This is a genomic window from Paraglaciecola sp. QJM3NY_14 (genome assembly GCF_056173245.1).
Window position 1 is genome coordinate 4384011 of the sequence record NZ_CM149664.1, and the last position, 26120, is coordinate 4410130.

The window sequence follows — 26120 nt, forward strand, 5'->3', positions numbered from 1 at the left end:
TTTCTCTTATTTATGTCTTTTTTCGAATTATTGTCACGCTCATTGGCTTATTATGGAATTTATATTATTTGTAATATTTAAAGCAACACAGATCTTGTATTCAAATATGTTTAGCGCGGAGGATCGATTTGTCCACCGATGCTATTGTTGGTGCGAAACCATCCCGCAATACTGTAACGATCCCTTTTAGCCGCGCGGACTTCATGGGGAAATTGCTCACTCAAAAAAATAATACATTGGTTAAAAGTAGGCTCTACTATCAAAAAAGGTGATACTTGATCATCATGAAACATAAGTAATTCCCCTCCATCAGCTTTAACCCAATCAGCGTTTAAATACACAACACTGCTAAGCAGACGATTACTGTTTCCTTTAAAAGCATCCACATGACGTCTATAAAAATCACCTGGGCCGTAATGAGCATAATGGCTTTCGTAATCGAATAATCCCAAAAATAAACGCCGATTTATCTCTATTCTCAGGTTTTCCATCAACTTTAAAAATAAGCCTTGAGATTCACTTTGACTGTTAATCCACGCAATACTGTCACTGCGCACACCGGTATTCACTTGTTGAAGTTGCTCACGGCCGATGGCTGCTTGCTTAAAGTTGAGGCGCACATCACTACTCGCTTCAAGATAAAGTGCATTTATCACCAGCTCTGGTAAAAAGTCAGAAACAACGCAGTAACCTGAAATGGTAAGCTGCTCACAGATATACACGATCACTTGCTCATTTAAGCAACCGGCTTCATGTGTTTGCATGTATTTGGAATCCTAATGGATGGCTGAAAGGCCGAGGGTTACACTCTTGCGAGCGCGCCAGTATTGGCAGTTAAATTAAATGTTACGTGTGGCTAAATAGGTTTGTAAAATGATGGAAGCATCAAAACTCGCGCGATGACGTTGCTCTCCTGTTTCAGATAAAATTCGGGACTTTGCCAAATGCCAATTATCCATCTGATGTTCATTTAATATCATTTCAAGCTGACTTAATTCGAAAGACATGCTCATGCCTGCACTCTCATATAAGCGCGATAACCATGGACTATCTACCACCCACCCATCGGAATAAACAGTGAGTCCATTCAGCAGTTGATTAAGTTCGATACATACTTGATGTACAGGCGCACCTTTTTCAAGCAACATACTCCGACTGATGCCATGCAGCCCTTGTGCCTCTTTGCTCCAATGTTGCCAGTCATTTTGCGGGCGAATAAGTCGGCAGAAGCGTGTATCTGGGTCCAGTGCAACGCCCACTTCAATAGGATAACTACTGGCACCAAATCCGCTTGCCTCAATGTCGAGGATGATAGGTGAAATCATACTACTGCGCACTAAATTTAGACTCCTCCATTCATACCTTCCAACGCCACATCCATGCTAAGAGTTTTTGTACAATAACGTTATGACTCACTGCCAAACTCTAAACCAATTTGATACAAGGTATTCTTTTTTAAGCCATATTGCTGAGCAACAATGGCAGCGGCTTTCTTGGGTGGCAATTCAGCCATCAATAACTTAAGCAACTTCAATGCCTCTTCTGGAATATCGCTTACATCAGATTTGTGTCCCGCAATCATCAGCACGAACTCACCTCGTTGATGATTCGAATCCGCATGCAACCACTCAAGGGCTTCACCTGCCGTACCTGAATAGAAGGTCTCGAAGGTCTTACTCAGCTCTTTGGCTACCACCACCTTGCGTTCAGCCCCTAGCACATCAACAACAGCCTGTACGGTATCAGCAATTCTGCGCGGGGATTCATAAAATACGCTGGTAGCAGTCTCACGCTCTATCGACTCTAGCGCTTGAATTTTTGCTTGTTGCTTGGCCGGCAAAAAGCCTTCGAACCGAAATCTGTCGGTAGCGAGTCCCGCACCACTTAATGCTGTGACTGCCGCGCATGCACCAGGTAAAGGGATCACATCAACATGGTTTGCCCTACATTGATTCACCAATCCGTAACCCGGATCGCTAATTAACGGTGTGCCCGCATCAGAGATAAGCGCAATATTTAAGCCTTGTTGTAACTTTTCAATAAGTTGTGCCGCCCGCTGAGTTTCGTTGTGATCATGTAATGAAATTAAGCGTGTGGAGATATCAAAATGCTGCATGAGTTTTTGGCTATGGCGCGTATCTTCTGCCGCAATCAAATCTACCTCATTTAAGGTACGAATTGCGCGCAGAGTAATATCTTCTAAATTACCGATAGGAGTAGGAACGATGAAGAGCTTTCCGAAATTTGCCACTTTGTATGCCTTTTAAATATGCCGTTGGACATTGATGCCGCTATTTTACCTTGTAACGTCCCATTTCTCTAAGCTCTGAGTAGGTAGATATTTATCAGCGTTGGTATAAACTAACGGGCGAATTATCAAGATGTTAAGTGAGTGCACTGTAAATGAAATTAATCAGGTCGGTAGTGGTTGTTAGCCTAGTCGTTTTTATGGCCTCCTGTGCAGATACGCCGAACAAAAAAAACACGGTAAAACGACCAGATATCAAGGTAGTGCAACCAGACCGTGAGCTTAACAGTCAATATTACCTAAACCAAGCGCAACGTCAGTTTGCCGAGACGGGTGACACTACTCAGCGTAATAGATTGATATTGCAAGCCGCGTCTGTTTTACAGCAAGAAGATAATTGCAATGCCAGTATAAAGTTGCTTAATATCCTTACGCCTGAACTTATTCACCCTGACCTTCAATCTGAAGCTCAATTGCTGTTGGCACAGTGTTATATGCAACTGCCTACCCCTGCGGTATCCCAAGCACAAAAGCTTGTGAATAAATTGCTTAAAAGCAAACATGAGTCAGCTCAGCTCAGTGAATTACAGGCCCTTATTGACGAACAGCAACATGCTTGGTTAGCCGCGAGTGAAAATTTATTAGCCGCTGGCAACCTCAATCAAGAAAATAGCCTTAGATTATGGCGGGCGATTGGCAATCTAACCAACAAGCAAGAAAAGCAAGCCGTGATAGATGAGCCCAGGCTCAAGTCATGGATTGAACTTAAAACGATTATTCAACAGCTAGGCACGCAGCCTCAAAGACTAAAAGTTCAGGTCAATCAGTGGCAAAATAAGCATCCATCCCACCCCTTATCTGAGGTACTCCCGGAGGCGTTAGTCAACGCCATGGAGCAAGACACTATAACGTCTAAGCGAGTGGCGGTATTGCTACCGCTAACAGGTAGGCTTTTTAGCCAAGGGAACGCAATTAAAGACGGAATTATTGCAGCGTACCTAGCTCATTTGAATAGCGAGTCAACGTCAAACAGCCAAGCTTCAACCCAGAACATTGAATTACAGTTTTTTGATTCAGCCTTAAAAACACCCAAGGAGTTGAGTGAACAGGTCACTGACTACGATACGATTATTGGGCCGCTACTAAAAGAGAAGATTGCTCAATTAATAGCGTTGTTACCAGCCAATAAATCGGTATTAGCGCTAAATCGTATTGACTCTATTATCGCAAATAAAACAACGGACAATGCACTAGTCAATAACATCATTGTGGATCAAGCAGTGCCGGCAGAAAACATAACACTGCCAGATGTTGATAACGCGTTTGAAACACTTCCCGCAGCATCGCCAGAAGTGTTTTACTTTTCACTAGCCCCTGAAGATGAAGCCATTCAATTGGCTAAGCACATACATGACCTAGGCCTGCGTCACCCCATAGTATTAGCGGCTGACACCAGTACCACCCAGCGCATGTCTGAGGCTTTCATTCAACAATGGCAACAAAATGACCAACAACAAGATTACGTTGTCCCCGCAACAGGCACCTTTACCGATAGCAAAAATATGCGCAAGTTGGTGTCTGAGTTATTAGATGTAGCCCAAAGCCGCCAGCGCGTGAAACAAATAGAACTACTTACCACCAGTGAAGTGTACGCAGTAGAGCGCAATCGCCGCGATGTAGATGCGATAATTTTATTTGCCAACCCGGAACAGACTGAATTACTTAACCCTATTATTGAGTCGAGCTTGAGTCCTTTCGCCGCTCGCGAAATCTCCGTTTTCGCCTCATCAAGAAGTTACACTTTGGAATTGAACAAAAACAGTATTCGAGATTTACGCAATTTGACCTTTATTGATATGCCATGGATGATGCCCAATAACCCATGGCAAGACTTAGCAAATGATACCCAGGCCTTATGGCCTCAAACCCAAGATAGTTTGTTACGTCTATTTGCCCTTGGTTACGATGCCTATAACCTAGTGCCTAAGCTGCGCCATTTGAGACTCCTGCCGATCACTTCGGTAAAGGGCTTAAGTGGCGAGTTAAGTATCAGTGCGGATGGGGAAGTTCACCGCGTATTGCCCTGGGCGAAAGTAGCGCAAGACCGGGTCATTCCCATTGCCATGGACTAACCCGTTGCGCTCTTTAATGAAGGGCGCGCAAGGCGAAGCCCAAGCATTAGCTTATTTAAAGCAGCAAGGGCTTACGTTGGTGACGCAAAATTACCGCTGCCGAAGCGGCGAAATTGATATCATCATGCGCGACCATCAAGAACTGGTCTTCGTTGAGGTCAAATACCGTAGCGGACAACAGTTTGGTAGCGCAGTGGAGTTTTTTCATCCCCACAAACGACGTAAATTCGAGTCTGCTATACAGCATTACATGCTAGACAATAAGCTGAATCCTTCGTTAATCGCCCATAGAATTGATATAGTCGGCATAGATGTATTAAGTAACAACAATGATAAAATCAGTTGGTTAAAGTATGTATAACAACAACGCGCACTGGAGCATGAATGTTAGAGAGTGTTAAAGCCAATTTTACCGAGAGCATTCAAACTATGATTGCTTCGTTAGAAGAACTACCTGAGCCCATTGCACTTGCCACGCAAATGATGGTTAATGCACTTATCAACGGAAATAAAATACTGTCTTGCGGTAACGGTGGTTCAGCAGCCCATGCCCAAAGTTTTGCTTCTCAAATGCTGAATCGATACGAGCGAGAGAGACCTAGCTTACCCGCCATTGCTTTAAGCACCGACACCTCAACCATGACGTCTATTGCCAATGACTACAGCTACGACGAAGTGTTTTCTAAACAGGTACGCGCCCTAGGGCAAACAGGCGATATACTACTGGCCATATCACCTAATGGCGCCTCTAGAAGCGTTATCAGCGCCATGGAGGCCGCTTTGAGTCGCGATATGACCATTGTTGCGTTAACTGGGCTGGATGGCGGTGAAATGGCAGGTTTACTTGGCCCGAATGATGTAGAAATCCGTGTTCCTTCAAGTCGCGCCGTGCGTATTCACGAAGTACATTTATTGGTTATCCATAACTTATGCGAAGGGGTAGACGATTGTCTTTTCCCAGAAACTTCACAGGAATAATGACGTGTTAAATTATCATCCTAAATTACTTATCAGTACATTGTTAGTCCTTAGCCTTTTACAAGGCTGCGCTGCACTAGTGGTAGGCGCTGGGGTCGGTGCGGCTTCTGCTGCCCACGATCGTCGTTCATTAGGCACTCAGCTTGACGATAAAACCGTTTCAAGTCGTATCTCTATCGCCTTGTCTGACAATAAAGCTATTGACGAGCAAGCGAATATCCATGTTCACGTTTTTAACGGATCCGTCTTGTTAGTCGGACAAGCACCGAATGAAGCCTTGATCAATCAAGCCCAAGTGGCCGCGACATCTGTGAAAAATATAGAAAAATTGCACAATCAAATTCGACTGGGCTCCCCAGTTTCAGCCAGCACCACCACCCATGACGTATGGCTAACCTCTAAAATCAAAGCCAACCTAGTGGCAGACAAACGGATAGACGGCTTCCACATTCATGTGGCGGTTGAAAACTCCGAGGTTTTCCTAATGGGTTTGGTTAGCACTAAAGAAGCAGAAATAGCAGCCACAGTGGCGCGTAATATTGATGGCGTGAAACAAGTCATTAAAGCATTTGAGTATCTGTAGCAGTATATAACGGCTACATTGAAAGCGCTGCCTGATAAATCCATGGAGCGCTTTTTACCACCCTCATAAGGTACTTTGGACTTTGTTTTGTAGCTATTTTTTAAACCTTTACTGTTACATCATTCAAGCGCCTTGACTAAGTCCTTTTAAGTTTTTCCCTGAGAAGTGAATTGTTCACTGGAATTGTATTGGCCTCTCATGTGTTCAAGCAAGAGCACTGGTATGCTAGCTGTCGAACAATAGACACAAAAAAAGGTGCCTTTTGGCACCTTTTTTAATGTGTAACACTTTACTTAACAATGGTTAAATTGGGCTTACCCTTTTTACTTGGGGCTGGCGCCTTTTCTGGTGAATCTGATGATTGAACGGGTGTTGGCGTTAAATCACTGCCGTCGCCCTCAAAATCGTCTTCAGGTGTAAACACCGTACCTGCACCATTTTCTTTGGCGTAAATCGCCAAAACCGCCTTACATGGAACAACGATATTACGTGGCACACCGCCGAAGCGAGCATCAAAGGTAATCTCGTCGTTGCCTAGCAACAACTTGCCACAAGAGGCGGGAGAAACATTAAGTACTATCTGACCATCACGAACATGTTCTTGTGGCACTAATGTACCTGAAACATGTGCATCAACCACGATATAAGGCGTCAAATTGTTATCCACAATCCATTCGTAGAATGCACGGAGTAAATAAGGCTGATTTGATGTCATATTGTCATTTCCCACTAAAGAGGGTTATGAATTTCGCGTTCTTGGTCCGTCAAAGATGCTTTGAACGAACTTCTTTCGAAAATGCGATTCATATAAGTGCGTACATCTTTTGCGCCAGTGCCCGTCAATTCAATACCAAGAGACGGCAAACGCCACAATAATGGAGCAAGATAACAATCTACGAGACTGAATTCTTCACTCATAAAGAACGGCGTCTCTGCGAACAATGGTGCCAAGCTCAACAACGCTTCACGCAATTCATTACGTGCAGCGGCTACATCGCCTTTACCCGCTAGAATTTGCTCAGCAAGTACATACCAATCATTCTGAATACGGTGCATGGTCAAGCGGCTTTGGCCACGAGATACAGGATATACAGGCATCAATGGAGGGTGAGGAAAACGCTCGTCCAAATATTCCATGATGATATGAGAATTATAAAGTACTAATTCTCTGTCAACCAAGGTTGGTACCGTGCCATAAGGATTTAAATCAATTAAATCTTCAGACAAGTTGTTTTTCTCGATATAGCTGATTTCTACTCCAACACCTTTTTCAGCAAGTACGATACGCACTTGATGACTATAGATATCAATGGTGTCTGAGAACAACGTCATGATAGAACGTTTATTTGTGGCTACAGCCATTAAGCTTCCTCCTAAATTCAGATATCCAGCTGTTTATATTTACAATAAAGCCTGCTGAAATATCCAATATTACTGTTTTTGCACCCTAGTTAAGGCTGCATCAACAGCAAAACGGTAAATTAATCTACCAGTGATAAGAAAGGGGCACGGGGCCCCTTAAAATTTTGCGGATTATACATTAACTTTTGTAGAATTAATGCACATCTCTCCAATAATCTTTCTTCAATAAGTAAATAAGTACGAAGAACACCAACAAGAATATTAAGACCCAGCGACCGATACTCTCAGACTCTAAGCGTGAAGGCTCACCGGTGTAAACCAGGTAGTTCACTAAGTCCAAAACGGCACTGTCATATTCTTCTGGGCTCAATTCCCCAGAACCATCAGATTTGATACCGACATAGCGTTCGACCATTTCGCCGTCGACCATATGCTCTTCAGTCGTCTTGCGAGGAACACCTTGCAACTCTTGCAATACATGTGGCATACCCACTTCAGGGAACACTAGGTTATTCACACCAAACGGACGACTCTCGTCGACGTAGAACGTACGTAGATAGGTATACAACCAATCAGCACCACGTACACGAGCTACCAAAGTCAAATCTGGAGGCGGCGCACCGAACCACTTAGCTGCAGCATCAGCAGGCATACCATTTTTAATATACTCGCCGGGCTTTTCGCCTGTGAACTGTAAGTTCTCTTGACCAAGCTCAACAGGGATACCTAAATCTTCGAACGCACGCTGATAACGTTGGTACTGCATTTGGTGACAACCCAAACAGTAGTTCTGAAAGATCTTGGCGCCGTTTTGCAACGATGCCTTGTCTGTTAAGTCATAGTCAGCGGTGTCTAAGTGAGCACCGCCGCCTGCTGCGAATACTGCATTTGGCAATAAAAATGCTAAAACGAGTATTAACTTCTTCATCCTGTAATCCTCGCTGGAACTGGCTTGGTTCTTTCGTTTTTACTGTATATCCACAGTAAGAAGAAAAAGCCGAAATACATTATGGTCAAAATTTGCGAAGCAATAATTTTCCACGCTTCTTGAGGTGTACCACCTAGATAGCCTAGGAAGATAAACACGCCGGCAAATACGAGCAGGTTCCAACGGTGCAAGCCACAGCGGTAACGCCAAGACTTAACACGTCCACGGTCAATCCAAGGCAATAGCGCCAATGCCACAATCGCTGCGAACATACAAATTACACCACCCAGTTTATGCGGTACGGCTTTCAAAATTGCATAGAAAGGCGTGAAATACCAAACAGGGAAGATGTGCTCAGGTGTTTTAAGCGGGTTAGCAATTTCAAAGTTAGGGTGCTCTAAGAAATAGCCGCCCATTCCTGGGTTGAAGAACATGACATAGCAAAAAGCGATTAAGAACAGGCTGAACGCCACCAAGTCTTTAAGCACAATATGCGGGAAGAAAGGTACGATATCATCAATGATGTCGTACTTATCTGTGTAGTACTCATGCATCTTAAATTTAGTTTTTTCGGCTTCTGTGAGTGAGCCTTTTTTACGTTTAACGTCGGTTCCATCAGGGTTGTTCGAACCCACTTCGTGAAGCGCAACAATATGCAAAAACACGAGAATAACGATAACCAGCGGTAACGCGATGACGTGCAAAGCAAAGAATCGGTTCAGCGTTGCTCCCGAGATAACATAGTCACCTTGGATCCAAATCACTAGATCTGGGCCAATAACAGGAATAGCACTAAACAAGGATACGATAACCTGTGCTCCCCAGTAAGACATTTGCCCCCAAGGTAATACATACCCCATGAACGCTTCCGCCATCAACGCTAAGTAGATGAACATTCCGAACAACCACAGCAACTCACGTGGTTTCTGGTATGAACCATAAATCATGCCGCGGAACATGTGCAAATACACCACGATAAAGAACGCAGAAGCACCGGTACTGTGCATATAACGTAAGATCCAGCCATATTCTACATCACGCATGATGTATTCGACTGACGCGAATGCGCGCTCGGCTGAAGGCTCAAAACTCATGGTTAACCAAACACCAGTCACGATTTGGTTAACGAGTACGATGGTAGCTAGAAAGCCAAACACGTACCAAAAATTCATATTACGCGGTGCAGGATATTGAATCGCATGCATGTTTGCCACACGCATAATTGGTAAGCGGTATTCAATCCAATCCATTAAATTTTTAAACATATTATGCAGCCCCTTCTTCGGAACCAATCAAAATGGTGTTGTCGTCCAAGTACATATACGGCGGAACAACCAAGTTAAGTGGTGCAGGAACGTTATTGAATACGCGACCAGCCATATCAAATTTAGAACCATGACATGGGCAATGGAAGCCTTCAGGAACGCCTTCAACGTACTCTTCAAAAGCGCCATCTTTTAGATGTTGAGGAGAGCAACCTAGGTGAGTACAGATCCCAACCAACACTGAGTATTCAGCTTTAATGGAACGATATGAATTACGAGCGAACTCAGGTTGTTGATCCTCTTCAGAATTTGGATCTTTCAATAAATCATCAATTTTGGTCAACGATTCAAGCAATTCTGGTGTACGTCTGGTGATCCAAACTGGCTTACTACGCCAAATAACGCGAATAAGCTGTCCAGGCTCGATTTTACTTATATCTGCTTCTACATCAGCACCGGCTGCTCGCGCTTTCACACTGGGGTTCCATGAACCGATGAAAGGTATAGCAGCACCTGCGACACCGACACCACCCACAACGGACGTAGCGACAGTCAAAAAGCGACGTCGATTGTTGTCTTGCGGTTGGTTTTCGGTAACAGACGAATCATTCGCATCTAATGATACATTGCTCATCCAATAATCTCCGAGGGTTGAATTTGCTCACACTTCTTTGCAAAAAAGGCTTTCAATACCTTACGAACTAAAAGAAGTTATAGTTTTGTCATTAACCGAAAATGATAAAAGAAAACCCACAATAAATACAAGGAATTCGTCAATAAAACGAAGAAATACCGAGACTTAAGAGGGAAATTTGTACAAGACGGCATTTTAGCCAAAAATAGGCCAAAAAAAACCCGGCAAATAGCCGGGTTTCGAATTCATAAAAACGATTAACGTTTTGAGAATTGTGGACGCTTACGCGCTTTATGTAGACCCACTTTCTTACGCTCAACTTTACGTGCATCACGGGTTACGAAACCAGCTTTACGTAGAGAAGGACGAAGTGTCTCATCAAATTCCATCAATGCACGAGTGATACCGTGACGAATTGCGCCAGCTTGGCCGCTAATTCCGCCGCCAGCAACTGTGACGTATAGATCGAATTTTTCAGTCATCTCAACCAATTCAAGTGGTTGACGAACAATCATTCGTGCCGTTTCACGACCGAAGAATTCATCTAGAGGACGTTTGTTAACAACGATGTTACCACTACCTGCACGAAGGAAAACACGAGCGGTAGAGCTTTTGCGGCGACCAGTGCCGTAGTATTGAGTATCTGCCATTTTCTATGCTCCTTAAATGTCTAAGACTTGAGGCTGTTGAGCAGCGTGTTTATGCTCAGGACCAGCGAAGACTTTCATTTTGCGGAACATATCGCGTCCAAGAGGACCTTTTGGCAACATACCTTTAACCGCTTTTTCAATGATCATCTCTGGTTTGAAGGCTTGTAACTTCTCGAAGTTAGTCTCTTTAAGACCGCCTGGGTAACCAGTGTGAGAGTAGTACATTTTACCTTTGGCTTTGTTGCCGGTAACAACTACTTTCTCTGCGTTGATCACAACAATGTAATCCCCTGTGTCCACATGAGGTGTGTACTCAGGCTTATGCTTTCCGCGTAAACGGCTAGCAATTTCAGTCGCTAAACGACCTAGTGTTTTGTCTGCGGCGTCTACCACATACCATTCACGTTTTACCGTTTCTGGCTTTGCAACAAAAGTTTTCATCTAATATTACCCAAAAAATATATGTCTAAATGTTACGTTGTTTCTGCTATTTCAAACCGAAGTTTGCAACCTCAGAAACCGCTAAAATCAATACACTGACCCCTTCGAGTCGTACGATTCTTCCACTTTCCCAAAGTGGGTGTAACTGGGCAGGGCGCGAATTATACAGATGTTTTTACGAAACGCGAGCAGAAATTGCGCATTTTTGGCTGGGTATAGCAAGAAAAATTATCTCAATTTGTCAGTGACAACTGGCAATACGAGGAATTTGCCATACAGCAAATTCCTCGTATTGCTATTATAAAAAGCCTTGGGCTCTTAACCGTAGGCTTTAAACAATGGCGCTTCACTATAAACTTCATTAAAGATGTCAAAAAAGGTTGGGCTAACACTCAAGTTCATCGCAATTCCTAAGCCTTTTGCTAAGTCGCTGGCTGATACGATGCCACGGATCTGATGCGCTTCGCTGTCAACGACTAAACAATGCTGCAGACCGTTGGCTTTGAGCATTTCGACCAAATCACCGACACTAGAGCGTTTCAACTCTCGCAATAAAATCACTTTTAGATCTGCTTTGGTACGCATAAAGTGACGAACGCATAAGTCTGGGCGCTCAATACCAGAGGCAATGCGCTTTATTTTTTCTTGATCGTTCAAGTCGTCAAGGCTAATCACGCCGATAAACTTGTAGGCGCTATCAAGCACAATTTTCAAGCGTACTTTCTCTTCGATCATACGTTGCTCTACTTCAGAAATAGGCGTATCAGCTTGAATAACAATTGGTTTTGTTTTTTTGAAATCAGTAAACACTGACGTGGCGGGGGAATCAAGGGAAACCCCTTGAAACGTTTCAGGCCAAGCTAATTCATCTAATTGGTTTAATTCGTAAAGGGCGATGTTTTTCATGATTTTCTTCCTCCCCCAGCGTTGGGTAAGCTAATGCTGGGGTGTTAATTCAATTAATTTATGTCACTGCATTGCTAAGTACAATGCGCGAACTGGATATGGATAAATTAAAGAATGGAAGGCGGGGCGCGAATACTAGTTGAACCAACGGTTTGCCCAATAGACGCCTGTGCTCCCACTGAAAAACGTGTTTGCTTGGCCTTAATGCGCAGTGTTGGATGTTTGAATCCGATATGGAGATGTTCTTCGCGGTCATCCGCTTCTTGGGATAACTGCAAAGATTGTGAGTCTAATACGTCTGACAGCAACGCACTGCGTTCGATATTTACGTTGCCACTGCTCGCCGCTCGTCCCTCAACACTGAGTAACGAGAACAACAAAGGAAATAACAGGACAAGTAACTTATTCATAATCTAACGCGGTTGATTAAACCCAACACCTCTTGAAAATAAGAATTTTATAAGATTAAATTTAAATCTACACCGAGTATGTAAAAAGTGAAATCAAAGTTTGTAACAAAGAGCAACATCGATTGTCTTTAAGCAGATTGCACAACGGTCTACATAAAGTTAAGGCAACAGATTATTTAGAAAGTTCTTTCGCCTGCTGCCAATATACTTCTAGCTCATCCAGTGATGTGTCACTAATAGCTTTCCCTTGCTCCTGCGCAATAAGCTCAACTTGCCGAAAGCGCTGCTCAAACTTATTAGACGCCTTTCGTAATGCCGTTTGGGCATCCACTTTGACGTGGCGTGCTAAATTCACCACCGAAAAGAGAACGTCACCTATTTCATCTTCAATCGCTGATTGATCGGGCGTTGGCGCATTTACTTCCACTATCACTTCATCAATTTCTTCTTGAAGTTTATCGAAGACCGGCGCCAGCTCAGGCCAATCAAAACCAAATTTCGCGCACTTTTGTTGCAGCTTTTGGGCGCGGAGTAACGGCGACATGCCTGCAGGTACGTTGGCGAGAATACTGTTGTCTGCCGTTTTACCCGCGGCGATGCGCTCTTGAGCTTTAATACTCTCCCATTGGCCTTTTTCTGCTAACGTGACATTGCCGTTTTCATCGGCGAATATGTGCGGATGACGACGGCGTAACTTAGCGGATATCCCTCGTGCTATATCCTCGAAAGCAAACGCATCTTGCTCTTGTGCCATCTGGGCATAAAACACCACTTGAAAGAGTAAATCTCCCAGTTCATCACGAATATCTGCCATATCACCTTTATCGATGGCATCGGCGACTTCGTATGCTTCTTCAATCGTGTAAGGTGCAATACTGGCAAAGGTCTGTTGCTTATCCCAATCGCAACCATTAGTCGGGTCACGCAAGGTTCGCATAATGCTTAACAGTTCGCTTAACGCGCATTCATTCGCATTGCTGCCCTTGTCCTGTTGATTGTTTATCTCTGGCGCTGATTCGGGTTTCATTAGTTGTCTGTTCGCTGAACCATTGACACACCTTTTATCCCTTCAATACGACTTATGACTCGTGACAGCCCCTGCAGGTCTTTAAGCTCTAATCTTAGGGAAATCCGTGCGAGGCCGAATTTCACATCGCTTGCACTATTGACCCCTAGTAACCCAGCTTTTTCGTTGGCCAGTACAGTCGTGATATCCCGTAATAAACCGTCTCTGTCACTGCAAAACACCTGAATATAAGTCTGGAAAGAGGCATTAATATTACTTGCCCAGTCCACATCAATCTCTCGTTCAGGATGTTGCTCTAATAAGTGACTGAGTTGTTCGCAATCTTCTCTATGTACACTGACGCCGCGGCCCTGAGTGATATAACCTTGAATGGTTTCCCCCGGTAAGGGCTGGCAACAACCAGCAATCTGCGTCATCAGATTTCCTACCCCTTCCACCACAACGGTATCTTTTTTGAACTTACTCGACTGAGGTTTTTTAGGTTTAATCCGTGGATCAATTTCGGTTGGTGGCACATGCAGTTGCTGCAGATAATGCACCACTTGCATTAAGCGAATATCTCCCGCACCAATTGCTGCATACAAATCGTCTACTGTATGCATGTTATAGCGGGTACATGCCTGTGCAATGTCTTTGCTGTCGATACCGGCTTTTTGCAATTCTCGCTCAAATATTTCTTTACCCGCGGCTAAGTTTTTATCCCTGTCTTGCTTCTTAAAATAGGTATGAATTTTCGCCCTGGCACGGGATGAATGAACGTAACCAAGTCCAGGGTGCATCCAGTCGCGGCTGGGGTTGAGCTGCTTACCGGTCAAAATATCGACCTGATCACCCGTACGTAATTCGTAGGTAAATGGCACTATACGCCCACCCACTTTCGCCCCAATACACCTGTGCCCCACATTGCTGTGAATATAATAAGCAAAATCTAATGGGGTAGAACCAAGTGGTAAATCGACAACATCGCCTTTGGGCGTAAAAACATAAACACGATCATCGAATACCTGACTACGCAATTCCTCGACTAAGTCGCCGGATTCAGCTACTTCTTCTTGCCATAACAGGATTTTACGCAACCAGTTGATACGCTCTTCATAACCTGAGCGGCTGCTACTTGTACCCTCTTTGTAGCGCCAGTGAGCAGCAACACCTAGCTCTGCGTCTTGATGCATTTGCGCTGTGCGAATTTGTATCTCAATGGTCTTATCTTCTTTACCTAGCGCCACGGTGTGAATCGATTGATAACCATTGGGTTTTGGCGTTGCGATATAATCGTCAAATTCACGGGGTATATGCTGCCAATTGGAGTGCACTACACCTAACGCCCCGTAACAGTCTTGTAACCGATCGGCGATCACCCGCACGGCACGAATATCAAATAACTGCTCAAAGCTAAGGTGCTTTTTCTGCATCTTTTTCCAAATGCTATAGATGTGCTTAGGTCGCCCGTACACTTTCGCCTTGATATGCTGTGCATCTAACGCTGCCTGCAATTCCTCTACGAAATCTTCAATATATTGTTGACGGTCTGTGCGTCGCTCATCCAATAAATTGGCTATTTGCATGTATGTTTCTGGGCGCAGATACCGAAACGAGAGGTCTTCAAGCTCCCATTTCAATTGTCCTATCCCCAATCGGTTGGCCAGTGGTGCGTAAATATTGGAGCATTCACGAGCGACTAGAACCCGAGTTTCTTCGTCCTCATTTTTAACTTGTTGTAAGGCGCAAATTCGCTCAGCCAGTTTAATGACGACGGCTCTCACATCTTCGACCATAGCCAGCAGCATGCGTCGCACGTTATCTATTTGCTCTTCATCATTTTTACGAGCGCTGTTGGCTCTAGTATGTAAAGACTTGATGGCGTCCATACGCCTAACGCCAGTAATGAGCTTTTGAATGCCCGTACCGAAACGCTCTTCAATTTGCTCTTCAGTTAATTCATGAGTTTGGCAATAGGGGTAGACAAGCGACGCTTGAAGCGTCTCATCATCCATGTGTAATTCATGCAGAATTTCCACCATTTCTTGACCTACAAGCAATATCTCTGGGGTGTCGGACACTTCCCGTAATTTATGCTTACACACATCAGAAAGGGACAGTGAATCTAACCATTCATCGAAAGGGGGCCGTTTGGACTCATGAACTTTACGGATAGCAACCATAACGTATCCTTGTATTCAGTAACGTTAACACCCACGCGCGTGCCTAGGCTGAAAAAATGATAAATATATACAGTAAATGCGCCAACTTTACCGAACCGGAAAAGTCCTATGATAACTGGGGCGAACTTATCGTATTCGCTGCATTACTGCCGGTGCGCAGTTGAAAATTGCCGACAACGATGCCTAATACTAGCAAAAATATACTCTCATTAATGTAAATACTGCATTTTTGGTGCGCCCTATTTCACTCGCGCACCAAAACATAGCATTAAGTCTTACGGGGACTCTAAAATGACAGTGGCAATTGCGTAATGCTGCTCATCTGAAATCGAGATATGGCTTGAGGTAATATTACGCTGCTCACATAGTTGGGCAAACTTTGCGTAGAACTTCAGAAAAGGTTGTCCTGAGGGCAAATTGTGCACTTCAACATCTTGAAAGCTAATGCCGTTACCTATGCCAATTCCTAATGCCTTGACCGCAGCTTCTTTAGCGGCAAAACGCTTAGCCAAATAGCGGGCTGGAAACGAGTGCTCGTCAAAAATTGCCAGTTCAGTAGCGGTCAATATGCGCTGTGCCAAACGATGAGAGCGCGTCAATTGCTTCTCGATACGCCCGATTTCAATTATGTCTGTGCCTAATCCCATCACCGCCATTGCGACTCTCCCATTTAGTGCCCGCTGCGCGCTTCTAACATTAAACTGCGCATGTCTGACACAGCTTTGTCTAAACCATCAAATGCTGCGCGAGCAATAATGGCGTGACCAATGTTCAACTCGATGATCTGCTTAATGGCTGCAATAGGTTTAACGTTATGATAGTGCAAACCATGCCCAGCATTGACTTTCAGTCCTTTGGCGTCAGCATATTCGATGCCAGCCACTAATTTTGCTAGTTCGGCTTCTTGCTCGGCTTCATTTTTGGCTTCAGCGTATTGGCCGGTGTGAATTTCGATATACGGCGCATTGCACGCTACCGCAGCATCAATTTGGGCAAAATCAGCGTCAATAAATAATGAAACCAAAATGCCGGCATCACTAAGTTGCTTACACGCATCTGCTATTTTCTGTTGATTACCCACCACGTCCAATCCGCCTTCAGTGGTCAGCTCTTCACGCTTTTCAGGGACTAAACAACAGAATTCGGGTTGAGTATTAAGGGCTATTTCCACCATTTCATCAGTCACGGCCATTTCTAAATTTAACCGGGTGTTGATCGTTTGACGCAGCAGGGCGACGTCTCGGTCCATAATATGTCGTCGGTCTTCGCGTAAGTGTACCGTGATACCATCTGCCCCTGCGCGCTCAGCAATGTCAGCAGCGTGAACAGGATCCGGGTAACTTGTGCCTCGAGCGTTACGTAATGTGGCGATATGGTCGATGTTGACCCCTAAAAGAATGTCTCTCAAAGCTCTCTCCCTCTCGATTTAAAATGGGTTTGTTTAAATAACTCTCTGCTCATTAGCGGTTTACTGCCTAACAACTCCCCGAGCGTAGTTCGAGTGATGTGCTTAGCGGCTAATAAACTGTCTTTGTCCCAGTTTTCGCTGGCCACATTTAATAAACTTTGGCCTGAATAACAGCCTGACAAACGTATGTCACCTTGATATACGCAGCCGAGCTCAGGCACTATCCGGTAATATCCATTATCAGCAACAGGCTGGCCTGTATCGGCATCATGAGTAAGATCAATTCCGTAGCCCAATGCATCTAGCAGGCCTAGCTCAAAGCTACGCAAAACGGGTTCAAAGTTTGTTTGGGCTACCAAGGCATGCATACTTTGTTGATACAATACGAAAATCTCGGGGTGGGGGATCTCATCCGCCAGTACACGATTCAAAACTTCGTTCAAATACAGGGCGCAATACAAAGCTTGCCCGGCCAAGCGTATCATTGCGCCGGTGGACTCTACCTGTTGTAAGTTTTTTAATTCGGAGCGCCCTGACACCCCAATCAACAGCGGCTGAAATGGTTGAAGAAGGCTCTTTTTGTCGCTTTTGCTACCGCGAACACCTTTCACAACAGCAGACACTTTACCGTTTTCTAAGGTGAAAATGTTAACCAGAAAGCTTGTTTCGCGATATGCACGTCGATGCAATACATAGCCATTGAGTTGTTCAGCTGCCACAAGATGCTCTTCAATTGCAGGAGAAAATAACCGGATTTTAAATAGTATTAAGAAACCTTGATCCTAACGACTTTCATAGCTTCAAAAGGGAACCCGGCGACATCTTCAGTGATGGGATAGTAGGTTAAATTGACCCGCGCACCTTCAAGATTTTTATATTGTTTTTTACGGCGAAAGCGAAACGGAACGTCGTAGCCTTTAATCATCAAGGTATTTACAAACCATTGATCTTCATTACGTTGCACGTGAGATTCTACGCTCATATCTTCAGAATGGGTCAACTCATCATGCTTACTAAGCAGCTTATCGATTTCCGATTTTTTTGCCATCATTGCGCCCTGTTTGCCTAAGAATAGATATAATAGCACCACAGCGAAGACAAAACGATATCCAGTCTGCTCATGGTTAACGTCCCTATTTCAGGGTAATCAAAGTGGATTTAATCCCTCGACTAAAAACTGCAAAGAAGTCCGACCGCGAAATTCGTTAATATCTAATTTGTAGGCCAACTCCACGTGTTTGCATTGCTCGTTAGGCCATATTTTGGTATCAACGTTAAATGCGATTGCATCGATTAATTTTCCCGACGGCATACGCAGCATCATTTTCAAATGCTTTTGGCCGACAATGCGCTGTTCAACCAATTCAAATTCGCCATCAAAAAGTGGCTCAGGGAAACCTTGTCCCCAAGGACCGGCGTCCTTCAGTAATTGGCTGAATTCTAAAGTCAATGAGCTGGCGGGTATTTCACCGTCTGAAATAAGCTCGCCAGCCAGCGGTTTACCTGCCAAATGCTCTTCAGCCAGTTGGGTAAATCGCAACTTAAATTCGTCTAATTTGCGCGCTTCGATGCTCAGACCCGCTGCCATAGCATGGCCACCAAATTTGATGATAACACCAGGGTAGCGAGTGCTGAGTTCTTCTAATAAGTCACGAATATGCACCCCTGGAATGGAGCGCGCTGACCCCTTAAGTATTTCATCATCTTGATGAGCAAAAGCAATGGTGGGCCTAAAGTACTTTTCTTTGATACGCCCAGCCAAAATACCAATCACGCCTTGATGAAAGTCAGCTTGGTACAATACCAAGCCGAGGGGCATGTCTTGCTCTGATAATTGTAAATTTTCGAGGGTCGTTACCGCTTCTTGCTGCATAGATTGTTCAATTTCACGACGTTCACGATTTAAACTGTCTAGCTCAACGGCAATCTGCTTGGCTTTGTAATCTGAATCCGTCAGTAAACATTCAATCCCCATGGACATGTCGTCTAATCGTCCAGCGGCGTTTAGCCTAGGTCCAATAACAAATCCCAAATCAGAGGCTACCATTTTACGTTTATCTCGCCCTGCGACATCTACCAAGGCTTGAATACCCGGGCGGCACTTGTCACTACGAATACGCAATAGCCCCTGATGCACTAAAATGCGGTTGTTTTCATCCAAAGGCACCACATCGGCTACAGTACCTAACGCGACTATATCCAATAAGTCTGCTAGATTTGGCACTGCAAGATTGTTCTGTGCGAACCAATCAATTTGGCGCAAATGCGCTCTCAGCGCGAGCATCAAATAAAATGCAACGCCTACCCCAGCCAAGTTCTTTGATATAAATGAGCAGTTTGGTTGATTCGGGTTAACAATGGCATCTGCAACAGGTAGTGATTCTGCAGCTAAGTGATGATCCGTTATCAACACGGTTATACCTAGTTCCTTGGCACGTTCGACCCCAGCAAAGCACGCAATGCCGTTATCCACGGTCATGATCACCTGAGCACCTTGCTCGTGTGCCACATCAACAATTTGCGGACTCAGTCCGTAGCCAAAGTTAAAGCGATTTGGCACTAGATAGTCATGATTTTTACTGCCCATCATGCCCAGCGCCAGCATGCTCAGCGCCGTACTCGTTGCCCCATCGGCGTCGAAATCCCCAACAATGATTATCCGCCTACCCTTGGCTAATGCATCAGCCAATATACTCACGGCTGTATCAACGCCTGACATGTCTTTGTAATGCAATAGCGCTTTGGCGCTTCGCTCAAGTTGTTGCTCAGAAGTAATGCCGCGAGAGGCGTATATTTGTTTTAAGGTAGGGTTGATGGAGTCAGGTAGATGCTCATCGGAAACAGGGGAACGGCGGCGTATTTGCACAAACTTACTCTAAGTTGATAACAATAAATAGGGGTAAACGGTAAAGCAGGAGCATTTACTCCTGCTCAACATACTATGAGGCGTCTTGAATAGCTTGCAATAATTGCATCGGTGGTTGGTAGCCAGGCACCACGCTGCCATCAGGCAAAATAATATTAGGCGTACCATTTACACCTACGCTCTGACCAAAATTATACTGCTCAGCGACTTGATTTGAACAACTTGCTTTAGCGACGTTTTCGCCGCCTTTCGCTTCATTTAACGCTTTTTGCGGATTAGCTGAACACCAGACTGACACCATATCTTGATACGGCTTGCTGTTTAAGCCAGCGCGAGGAAAGGCTAGATAACGAACGGTAATGCCTAAATCATTGTATTCATCCATTTGATTATGCAACTTACGGCAATATCCACAGGTAATATCAGTAAACACATTCACCACGTACTTTTCTTTCTCTGCTTTGTATTCAATCACAGAATTTTTGAAGTGCTCCACCCCATCAACACGCATTTTAGTCAACGTTGTTTCTGTCTCGTTGCGCATGCCTTCATCTAGATTAAATATACGGGCTTGAAGGAAATATTTGCCATCATCACTGGTGTAAAACAAGCCTTTATCAGTTTGTACTTGTAATAACCCTGGAACCGGCGCATCGCCAATAGACGTGACTTGCATGCCTAATGACATTTGAATTTTTTGCTTAACACTATCAAGGTTTTGACTGCTAACTGATGCAGCACTAACACTCAGGCTGACCGATAAAAAGGCAAAAGCAGCCACAAATAACGCACGATATTTCATATAAATTCCAACTTGAACAGATAAAGATAAGACCCTTGTAGGGAAAAATAATTTCATTTTTATGGACAAACATAGTAACTGCTAATGCCCTTGATACCAAGAGCACGACACAATTACTCACACTATTAACGGCTATGTAGGAGCACTATCCTCTAGGGTGATGTGCTGCAACCAATTCCTGTAAACGAGCAGTGGCCACGTGGGTGTAAATTTGCGTGGTGGATAAATCACTGTGACCTAATAACATTTGCACGACACGTAAATCGGCACCGTGATTCAACAGATGGGTAGCAAAAGCATGGCGTAAGGTATGTGGCGATAAATCACTGGTGATGTTGGCTTGCGTGGCGTGAAATTTAATACGATGCCAGAACGTCTGTCGCGTCATGATCGTGCCGCGATTGCTGGGAAACAACACGTCGCTTTCATTCCGCAGCAGTGCTCCTCTCGCCTCTTTCATGTAAGTAGTGAGCCAATCCAATGCTTCTTCCCCTAGCGGCACCAGGCGTTCCTTATTACCTTTGCCAGTTACTCTGACCACACCTTGTGAAATACTCAATTGCCCGACGCGTAATGTGACTAACTCAGTGACCCGCAAACCGGTAGCGTACAAGACCTCAAGCATGGCTTTGTCGCGCAATTGAATGGGGTCATCGGTTTGTGGTGCATTGAGTAAATCATCCACTTGCTGTTCTGAAAGCGTTTTAGGCAGGGGTTTACTGAGCTTAGGGTTTTGCATACGACTGACGGGATCATCTTCACGTAACCCGTGTGCCAACATATAGCCTGAAAAACGCCGTAAACTACTTAAACAACGAGCGCTACTGCGCTCAGACAAACCATTGTCAAAACGCTCGGCCATGTACTGATTAATATCCTCAGTTTGAATATCAAGCAAATTAACGACAGAGGGTTGCACCCTTAAGAAGTCGCTGAATTTAGTCAGGTCACTGCGATAGGCATCTAAGGTGTTTTCACTCAACCCTTTTTCTAACCAAATCGTATCTAAGAATTGTTCAATTATCTCATGGTTATCAAGCTTACTGGTCAATGTGTGTTTCCTGCCCACATTGCCAGCAGACCTCAAAATTTCCACCATTGGTTTCGCCACAACCAGAACATACCCATTCGACGGCAGTGTGGTTCTCCATTTGTTCGATAAGAATCTCTGCTCGCGCCTGCCAGCTACCATCGTTTAGCCACACTTCTGGCTGACAATCTAACGGAGATAACTCTCCCATGGCACCGCTGGCGAATTCGTTTTTGATAAAGCAAGGGATCTTGTGCTCATCAAGAAGCTGTTTGACTTGCCACACCATGAAGCGGTCGTTATTTGTGTAAATTCTCATCATGTCTCAAAACTACGTGAGTAATAGTAATTCCAATAAATAATTGCTCAGTGGTTAATTATTGACTGGAGTGGCTATAAATTGGCTTAATCCATATCGATAGATACATTTGACAACGAACCTAATGCGTCACCTTGATCAGAATCAAGTTTAATCATCAGGCGCAGGTCATTTGGTGAATCTGCATGGTGTATTGCTTGTTCCAAGCTGATTTTTTGTTCTTGGTACAAGGTATAAAGTGCCATATCAAAACTTTGCATGCCCATTTCTTTGCCTTTACGCATGGCCTCTTTTAAGCCGCCAATTTCGTTTCGCTGGATCAAGTCAGTCACCAGAGGGGAATTTAGCAAAATTTCAATGGCGGCCACGCGTCCTTTGCCATCGACCGTTGGTACCAATTGCTGTGCAATGACCGCACGCATATTCAAGCTCAAATCAAAACGCAGTTTTTCATGCTGCTCTGGTGGCGCCAAATGCATAATACGCTCAATGGCTTGATTGGCGTTATTAGCATGTAGCGTAGCCACACATAGATGCCCGGTATCGGCGAATGACATTGCATATTCCATGGTTTCCATGGAGCGGATTTCACCGATCAAGATAACATCTGGGGCTTGGCGCAAAGAGCTTTTTAATGCGTCATCAAATGATTGTGTATCAATACCCACTTCTCTTTGGGTCACAACACAGCTTTGATGTTCGTGAACAAATTCAATTGGATCTTCAATGGTGAGAATATGCCCTCGGGAATGATGATTGCGATGGCCAATTAAGGCAGCCAAGGACGTAGACTTACCGGTACCAGTGGCACCAACAAACAACACCAAACCGCGTTTACTCATAATAATATCTTTGAGCACAGCAGGCAGTCCTAAATCATCTGCTTTAGGAATGTCGGTCACTATTCGCCTAATAACCATGCCCGGCATATCACGTTGCCAAAATGCGCTACAACGAAAACGCCCGATCCCCTCTCTGGCAATCGCAAAATTGCACTCTTTGGTTTGCACAAATTGCTCTTTTTGCGCATCGGTCATAGCATCTTGCACTAACCCCCAAGCACCGTCTTCATCCAATTTACTGCCGCCTATTGGCGTGAGTTGACCATTAATTTTCGCGCTGATTGGCATGCCTACCGTGATAAACAAATCAGACGCATCTAAATCAGTCATTTCTTGCAAGTAAGGGGTTAAGTCCATAGTTGTCTCTGGTAAGTGCGTTGTTGCATGCGTTAAAAATTCATGCCCGGCTTTTTATCAATTGATAATGAAGCGGCATCCTCATTGGTAATCAAACCTTGAGCGACCATTTTTTGTAAGCACTGATCCATAGTTTGCATGCCATGAGCTTGGCTGGTTTGCATAACAGAGTACATTTGCGGCACTTTATCTTCACGAATAAGGTTACGTATAGCGGGTATACCAAGCATGATTTCATGGGCGGCAACACGTCCACCGCCTACTTTTTTCAATAAGGTTTGTGAAATAACCGCCCGTAATGATTCTGACAACATAGAGCGCACCATGGACTTTTCTTCTGCAGGGAACACGTCAATCAGTCTGTCTATGGTTTTTGGCGCAGAGTTGGTATGCAGTGTACCAAACACTAAATGACCTGTTTCAGCAGCTGATATCGCTAACCGAATGGTCTCAAGGTCGCGCAGCTCGCCAACAAGGATCACATCTGGATCTTCACGCAAAGCCGAGCGCAGCGCATTACTGAAACTGTGTGTATCGCGATGCACTTCACGTTGATTCATCACGCACAGCTTATTTTCATGCACGAACTCGATGGGATCCTCAATGGTCAGGATATGCTCCCGCTTGTGCCGGTTTATATGATCAACCATGGCCGCAAGCGTAGTACTTTTACCCGAGCCAGTCGCTCCAGTGACCAATACAATCCCAGTAGGCTGATTAATAATGTCCTTGAATATCTGCGGTGCGCCTAAATCATCTAGGCTTAAAATTTTGCTTGGAATGGTTCTCAGCACAGCAGCTGCACCTCGATTTTGCACGAACGCATTAACCCGAAAACGCGATAAGTCTTTCACTTCAAATGAGAAATCGGTCTCTAAATTTTCTTCGTACTCTTTGCGTTGGTTATCGTTCATGATTTCGTATATCAGGGCATGAACTTGCTTGTGATCTAAGGCGGGAACATTTAACCGACGCATCTCTCCATCAACGCGAATAATTGGCGGTAGGCCTGCTGACAGGTGTAAATCTGATGCGTTATTTTTGACACTAAAGGCTAAAAGTTCGGTAATATCCAAAGCCTATTCTCCGTTAACAAGTTGCAATATGGGAACAATAGCAGAACGACTTAAAATCGCACTGAAAACAATCACTCAGAGTGTTTGTGATGCTAATCGTCCAGCAAATTCAGTCAAATTACTAGCCGTAACCAAAACCAAACCCGTATCAGATATCGTGCAAGCGTATGAAGCGGGACACCGTTTATTTGGTGAAAATTATGTACAAGAAGGTGTCGACAAGATTCAGCAGCTCAGGGAATTAAGCGATATTGAATGGCATTTTATCGGCCCTTTGCAATCAAACAAGACCCGCCCTGTGGCTGAAAACTTCGATTGGGTGCACAGCATCGACCGCTTGAAAATCGCCCAGCGATTAAGCGATCAACGCAGTGCTCATAAAAAACTAAACGTGTGTATTCAAGTTAATGTTGATAATGAGAGTAGTAAGGCGGGTGTGGTAGTGGATGAAGTCAGTGCGTTGGCTGAGCAAATCAGTGTCATGCCTAATTTAGCGTTACGCGGGCTGATGACGATCCCAAAGGCACAACAAAATGACGGTATGCAGCGCAAAAGTCTGTTGGTTATGAACGAGCTATTCTTACAACTACAGACAAAATATCCGCAAATTGATACCCTAAGTATGGGAATGTCAAACGATATGCAACTTGCTATCGAATGCGGTTCAACCATGGTAAGGATCGGCAGCGCTATTTTCGGTTCCCGTCAGTAAAATCGAGCCTCAATACAATTACTTTCGTTCATAGCAAGATCCATAGGATTCGTTAATAGAGTATGCATATAGAATTTAGTAAATTTAAAAAAAGGTGTCGATTTTCATTCTTCGAAAACCACAACATAGGATAATTATGCAACATAGACATATCGCCTTTATCGGCGCAGGAAACATGAGCAGAAGCATCATCAGTGGCATGTGTAACAGTGGCTACCCAGCTGATAAAATTATTGCTAGCAATCCATCTATGCCTAAATTAACCGCCCTAGAAAGTGATTTTTCTATCCAAATAACGCAGCAGAATGAGCAAGCGGTTCAAGATGCAGATGTGATTGTACTTGCCGTGAAACCTCAACTGATGGAACAGATGTGTTCAACCTTAAAAGACAACGTCTCGTTAAACGGCAAACTGTTTATCTCTATCGCTGCGGGCATTGAAACCTCACGCTTAAGTGAAATGCTTGGCGGTCAGTCAAATATTGTTCGCACTATGCCAAATACCCCAAGCTCTCTAGGTAAAGGCATGACTGGTTTGTTTGCTCCGACCCAGGTTAGTCAGGAAGACAAAGATTACGCTGGCGACTTAATGGCGCAAGTGGGTGAAGTTGCCTGGGTTGAAAAAGAATCAATGATCAATGGAGTCATTGCAGCAGCAGGCAGCAGCCCTGCGTATTTCTATGCCTTTTTAGAGGCCATGCAAAAAGAAGCAGAAAGCCAAGGATTCGATCATCAAACCGCGCGATTACTTGTTCAACAGGCTATGTTGGGGGCTGCAGAAATGGTTTGTCACAATCCTCAACTTGAAATCAGTGAATTGCGCGCCCAAGTTACTTCAAAAGGTGGCACTACCGCCAAAGCCGTTGAGCATTTTCAAAACAACGGTATTGATACTTTAGTGTCTGGTGCAATGCAGGCGGCAGTCACTCGAGCCGAAGAAATGGCCAAATTATTTTAATTAGTTTTTAGGAAGATACATATC

Annotated in this window: 30 protein-coding genes; 6 read left to right on the forward strand and 24 right to left on the reverse strand. The window is 44.3% G+C overall.

The features are described 5' to 3' along the window. Nucleotides 1-110 precede the first annotated feature (110 nt). From AC0VYA_RS18655 to rsmI, 3 genes are all read right to left on the reverse strand, one after another. Nucleotides 111-764, reverse strand: a complete 654-nt coding sequence (locus AC0VYA_RS18655) for a 2OG-Fe(II) oxygenase (RefSeq protein ID WP_473476175.1) — start codon at nt 762-764, stop codon at nt 111-113. Between the two features lie 75 nt (nt 765-839). After that, nucleotides 840-1337 (reverse strand): hypothetical protein, encoded by a 498-nt coding sequence (locus AC0VYA_RS18660; RefSeq protein ID WP_473476177.1) that lies wholly within the window; start codon nt 1335-1337, stop codon nt 840-842. Nucleotides 1338-1405: 68 nt separating this feature from the next. Next, nucleotides 1406-2251, reverse strand: coding sequence for a 16S rRNA (cytidine(1402)-2'-O)-methyltransferase (gene rsmI / locus AC0VYA_RS18665; RefSeq protein ID WP_475489266.1), 846 nt, complete (start codon nt 2249-2251; stop codon nt 1406-1408). 152 nt (nt 2252-2403) lie between these two features. Here rsmI and AC0VYA_RS18670 point away from each other — a divergent pair, with 152 nt between their 5' ends. From AC0VYA_RS18670 to dolP, 4 genes are read left to right on the forward strand one after another with little or no spacing between them, the layout of a single operon-like run. After that, entirely contained in the window at nt 2404-4380 is a 1977-nt protein-coding gene (locus AC0VYA_RS18670; RefSeq protein ID WP_475489267.1) for a penicillin-binding protein activator, read from the forward strand. Continuing rightward, a complete protein-coding gene (locus tag AC0VYA_RS18675) occupies nt 4367-4741 on the forward strand; it encodes a YraN family protein (protein WP_041714081.1) in 375 nt (124 codons plus the stop codon). The genes AC0VYA_RS18670 and AC0VYA_RS18675 overlap by 14 nt, the downstream gene beginning before the upstream one ends. A gap of 23 nt (nt 4742-4764) precedes the next feature. After that, nucleotides 4765-5358, forward strand: coding sequence for a phosphoheptose isomerase (locus AC0VYA_RS18680; protein ID WP_011576419.1), 594 nt, complete (start codon nt 4765-4767; stop codon nt 5356-5358). Between the two features lie 4 nt (nt 5359-5362). Next, the gene (gene dolP / locus AC0VYA_RS18685; protein WP_475489268.1) at nt 5363-5941 is read left to right on the forward strand and encodes a division/outer membrane stress-associated lipid-binding lipoprotein; all 579 of its coding nucleotides are present in this window, start codon (nt 5363-5365) and stop codon (nt 5939-5941) included. Nucleotides 5942-6230: 289 nt separating this feature from the next. Here the strand turns inward: dolP and AC0VYA_RS18690 are convergent, their stop codons facing one another. The 21 genes from AC0VYA_RS18690 to AC0VYA_RS18790 form a co-directional block, all read right to left on the reverse strand. After that, entirely contained in the window at nt 6231-6656 is a 426-nt protein-coding gene (locus tag AC0VYA_RS18690; RefSeq protein ID WP_011576421.1) for a ClpXP protease specificity-enhancing factor, read from the reverse strand. A gap of 14 nt (nt 6657-6670) precedes the next feature. Further along, nucleotides 6671-7303, reverse strand: a complete 633-nt coding sequence (sspA, locus tag AC0VYA_RS18695; RefSeq protein ID WP_011576422.1) for a stringent starvation protein SspA — start codon at nt 7301-7303, stop codon at nt 6671-6673. A 193-nt stretch (nt 7304-7496) separates the two neighbouring features. Beyond that, nucleotides 7497-8231 carry a cytochrome c1 gene (locus AC0VYA_RS18700; RefSeq protein WP_473476189.1) on the reverse strand — a complete coding sequence of 245 codons (735 nt, stop codon included), beginning with the start codon at nt 8229-8231 and terminating at the stop codon, nt 7497-7499. Then, nucleotides 8228-9496: a cytochrome b gene (locus AC0VYA_RS18705; protein ID WP_011576424.1), complete on the reverse strand. Its 1269-nt coding sequence runs from the start codon at nt 9494-9496 to the stop codon at nt 8228-8230. Before AC0VYA_RS18705 ends, AC0VYA_RS18700 begins: the two co-directional genes overlap by 4 nt. 1 nt (nt 9497) lies before the next feature. Beyond that, nucleotides 9498-10130 carry a ubiquinol-cytochrome c reductase iron-sulfur subunit gene (petA, locus tag AC0VYA_RS18710; RefSeq protein WP_006991014.1) on the reverse strand — a complete coding sequence of 211 codons (633 nt, stop codon included), beginning with the start codon at nt 10128-10130 and terminating at the stop codon, nt 9498-9500. A gap of 257 nt (nt 10131-10387) precedes the next feature. Next, entirely contained in the window at nt 10388-10780 is a 393-nt protein-coding gene (gene rpsI / locus AC0VYA_RS18715; RefSeq protein ID WP_006991013.1) for a 30S ribosomal protein S9, read from the reverse strand. A gap of 12 nt (nt 10781-10792) precedes the next feature. Next, nucleotides 10793-11221 (reverse strand): 50S ribosomal protein L13, encoded by a 429-nt coding sequence (gene rplM, locus AC0VYA_RS18720; protein WP_006991012.1) that lies wholly within the window; start codon nt 11219-11221, stop codon nt 10793-10795. A 318-nt stretch (nt 11222-11539) separates the two neighbouring features. Continuing rightward, nucleotides 11540-12127: a CBS domain-containing protein gene (locus AC0VYA_RS18725; protein ID WP_011576425.1), complete on the reverse strand. Its 588-nt coding sequence runs from the start codon at nt 12125-12127 to the stop codon at nt 11540-11542. A 107-nt stretch (nt 12128-12234) separates the two neighbouring features. After that, a complete protein-coding gene (locus AC0VYA_RS18730) occupies nt 12235-12537 on the reverse strand; it encodes a hypothetical protein (protein WP_011576426.1) in 303 nt (100 codons plus the stop codon). Nucleotides 12538-12709: 172 nt separating this feature from the next. Continuing rightward, entirely contained in the window at nt 12710-13564 is an 855-nt protein-coding gene (gene mazG / locus AC0VYA_RS18735) for a nucleoside triphosphate pyrophosphohydrolase (RefSeq protein WP_475489269.1), read from the reverse strand. Further along, complete coding sequence (relA, locus tag AC0VYA_RS18740; protein ID WP_011576428.1) at nt 13564-15726, reverse strand: GTP diphosphokinase; 2163 nt, start codon at nt 15724-15726, stop codon at nt 13564-13566. Before relA ends, mazG begins: the two co-directional genes overlap by 1 nt. 275 nt (nt 15727-16001) lie before the next feature. Beyond that, complete coding sequence (acpS, locus tag AC0VYA_RS18745) at nt 16002-16382, reverse strand: holo-ACP synthase (RefSeq protein WP_475489270.1); 381 nt, start codon at nt 16380-16382, stop codon at nt 16002-16004. A 14-nt stretch (nt 16383-16396) separates the two neighbouring features. Continuing rightward, on the reverse strand, nt 16397-17134 hold the full coding sequence (pdxJ, locus tag AC0VYA_RS18750; protein WP_475489271.1) for a pyridoxine 5'-phosphate synthase: 738 nt from the start codon (nt 17132-17134) through the stop codon (nt 16397-16399). Beyond that, nucleotides 17131-17853: a DNA repair protein RecO gene (gene recO, locus AC0VYA_RS18755; RefSeq protein WP_011576431.1), complete on the reverse strand. Its 723-nt coding sequence runs from the start codon at nt 17851-17853 to the stop codon at nt 17131-17133. Before recO ends, pdxJ begins: the two co-directional genes overlap by 4 nt. Before the next feature lie 47 nt (nt 17854-17900). Further along, entirely contained in the window at nt 17901-18182 is a 282-nt protein-coding gene (locus AC0VYA_RS18760; protein ID WP_006991004.1) for a hypothetical protein, read from the reverse strand. A gap of 99 nt (nt 18183-18281) precedes the next feature. After that, nucleotides 18282-20000, reverse strand: coding sequence for a single-stranded-DNA-specific exonuclease RecJ (gene recJ, locus AC0VYA_RS18765; RefSeq protein WP_475489272.1), 1719 nt, complete (start codon nt 19998-20000; stop codon nt 18282-18284). A 73-nt stretch (nt 20001-20073) separates the two neighbouring features. Next, nucleotides 20074-20802 carry a bifunctional protein-disulfide isomerase/oxidoreductase DsbC gene (dsbC, locus tag AC0VYA_RS18770; protein ID WP_475489273.1) on the reverse strand — a complete coding sequence of 243 codons (729 nt, stop codon included), beginning with the start codon at nt 20800-20802 and terminating at the stop codon, nt 20074-20076. Nucleotides 20803-20947: 145 nt separating this feature from the next. Further along, nucleotides 20948-21853: a site-specific tyrosine recombinase XerD gene (gene xerD / locus AC0VYA_RS18775; RefSeq protein WP_475489274.1), complete on the reverse strand. Its 906-nt coding sequence runs from the start codon at nt 21851-21853 to the stop codon at nt 20948-20950. Continuing rightward, nucleotides 21843-22151, reverse strand: a complete 309-nt coding sequence (locus AC0VYA_RS18780; protein ID WP_041714088.1) for a putative signal transducing protein — start codon at nt 22149-22151, stop codon at nt 21843-21845. The genes xerD and AC0VYA_RS18780 overlap by 11 nt, the downstream gene beginning before the upstream one ends. Nucleotides 22152-22237: 86 nt before the next feature. Beyond that, nucleotides 22238-23350: a PilT/PilU family type 4a pilus ATPase gene (locus AC0VYA_RS18785; protein ID WP_475489275.1), complete on the reverse strand. Its 1113-nt coding sequence runs from the start codon at nt 23348-23350 to the stop codon at nt 22238-22240. A gap of 32 nt (nt 23351-23382) precedes the next feature. Beyond that, on the reverse strand, nt 23383-24426 hold the full coding sequence (locus tag AC0VYA_RS18790; protein ID WP_006990998.1) for a type IV pilus twitching motility protein PilT: 1044 nt from the start codon (nt 24424-24426) through the stop codon (nt 23383-23385). A 28-nt stretch (nt 24427-24454) separates the two neighbouring features. Here AC0VYA_RS18790 and AC0VYA_RS18795 point away from each other — a divergent pair, with 28 nt between their 5' ends. Both AC0VYA_RS18795 and proC read left to right on the forward strand, forming a co-directional pair. Further along, entirely contained in the window at nt 24455-25138 is a 684-nt protein-coding gene (locus AC0VYA_RS18795; RefSeq protein WP_475489276.1) for a YggS family pyridoxal phosphate-dependent enzyme, read from the forward strand. A gap of 136 nt (nt 25139-25274) precedes the next feature. Next, nucleotides 25275-26096, forward strand: a complete 822-nt coding sequence (proC, locus tag AC0VYA_RS18800; RefSeq protein WP_475489277.1) for a pyrroline-5-carboxylate reductase — start codon at nt 25275-25277, stop codon at nt 26094-26096. Nucleotides 26097-26120: the final 24 nt, after the last annotated feature.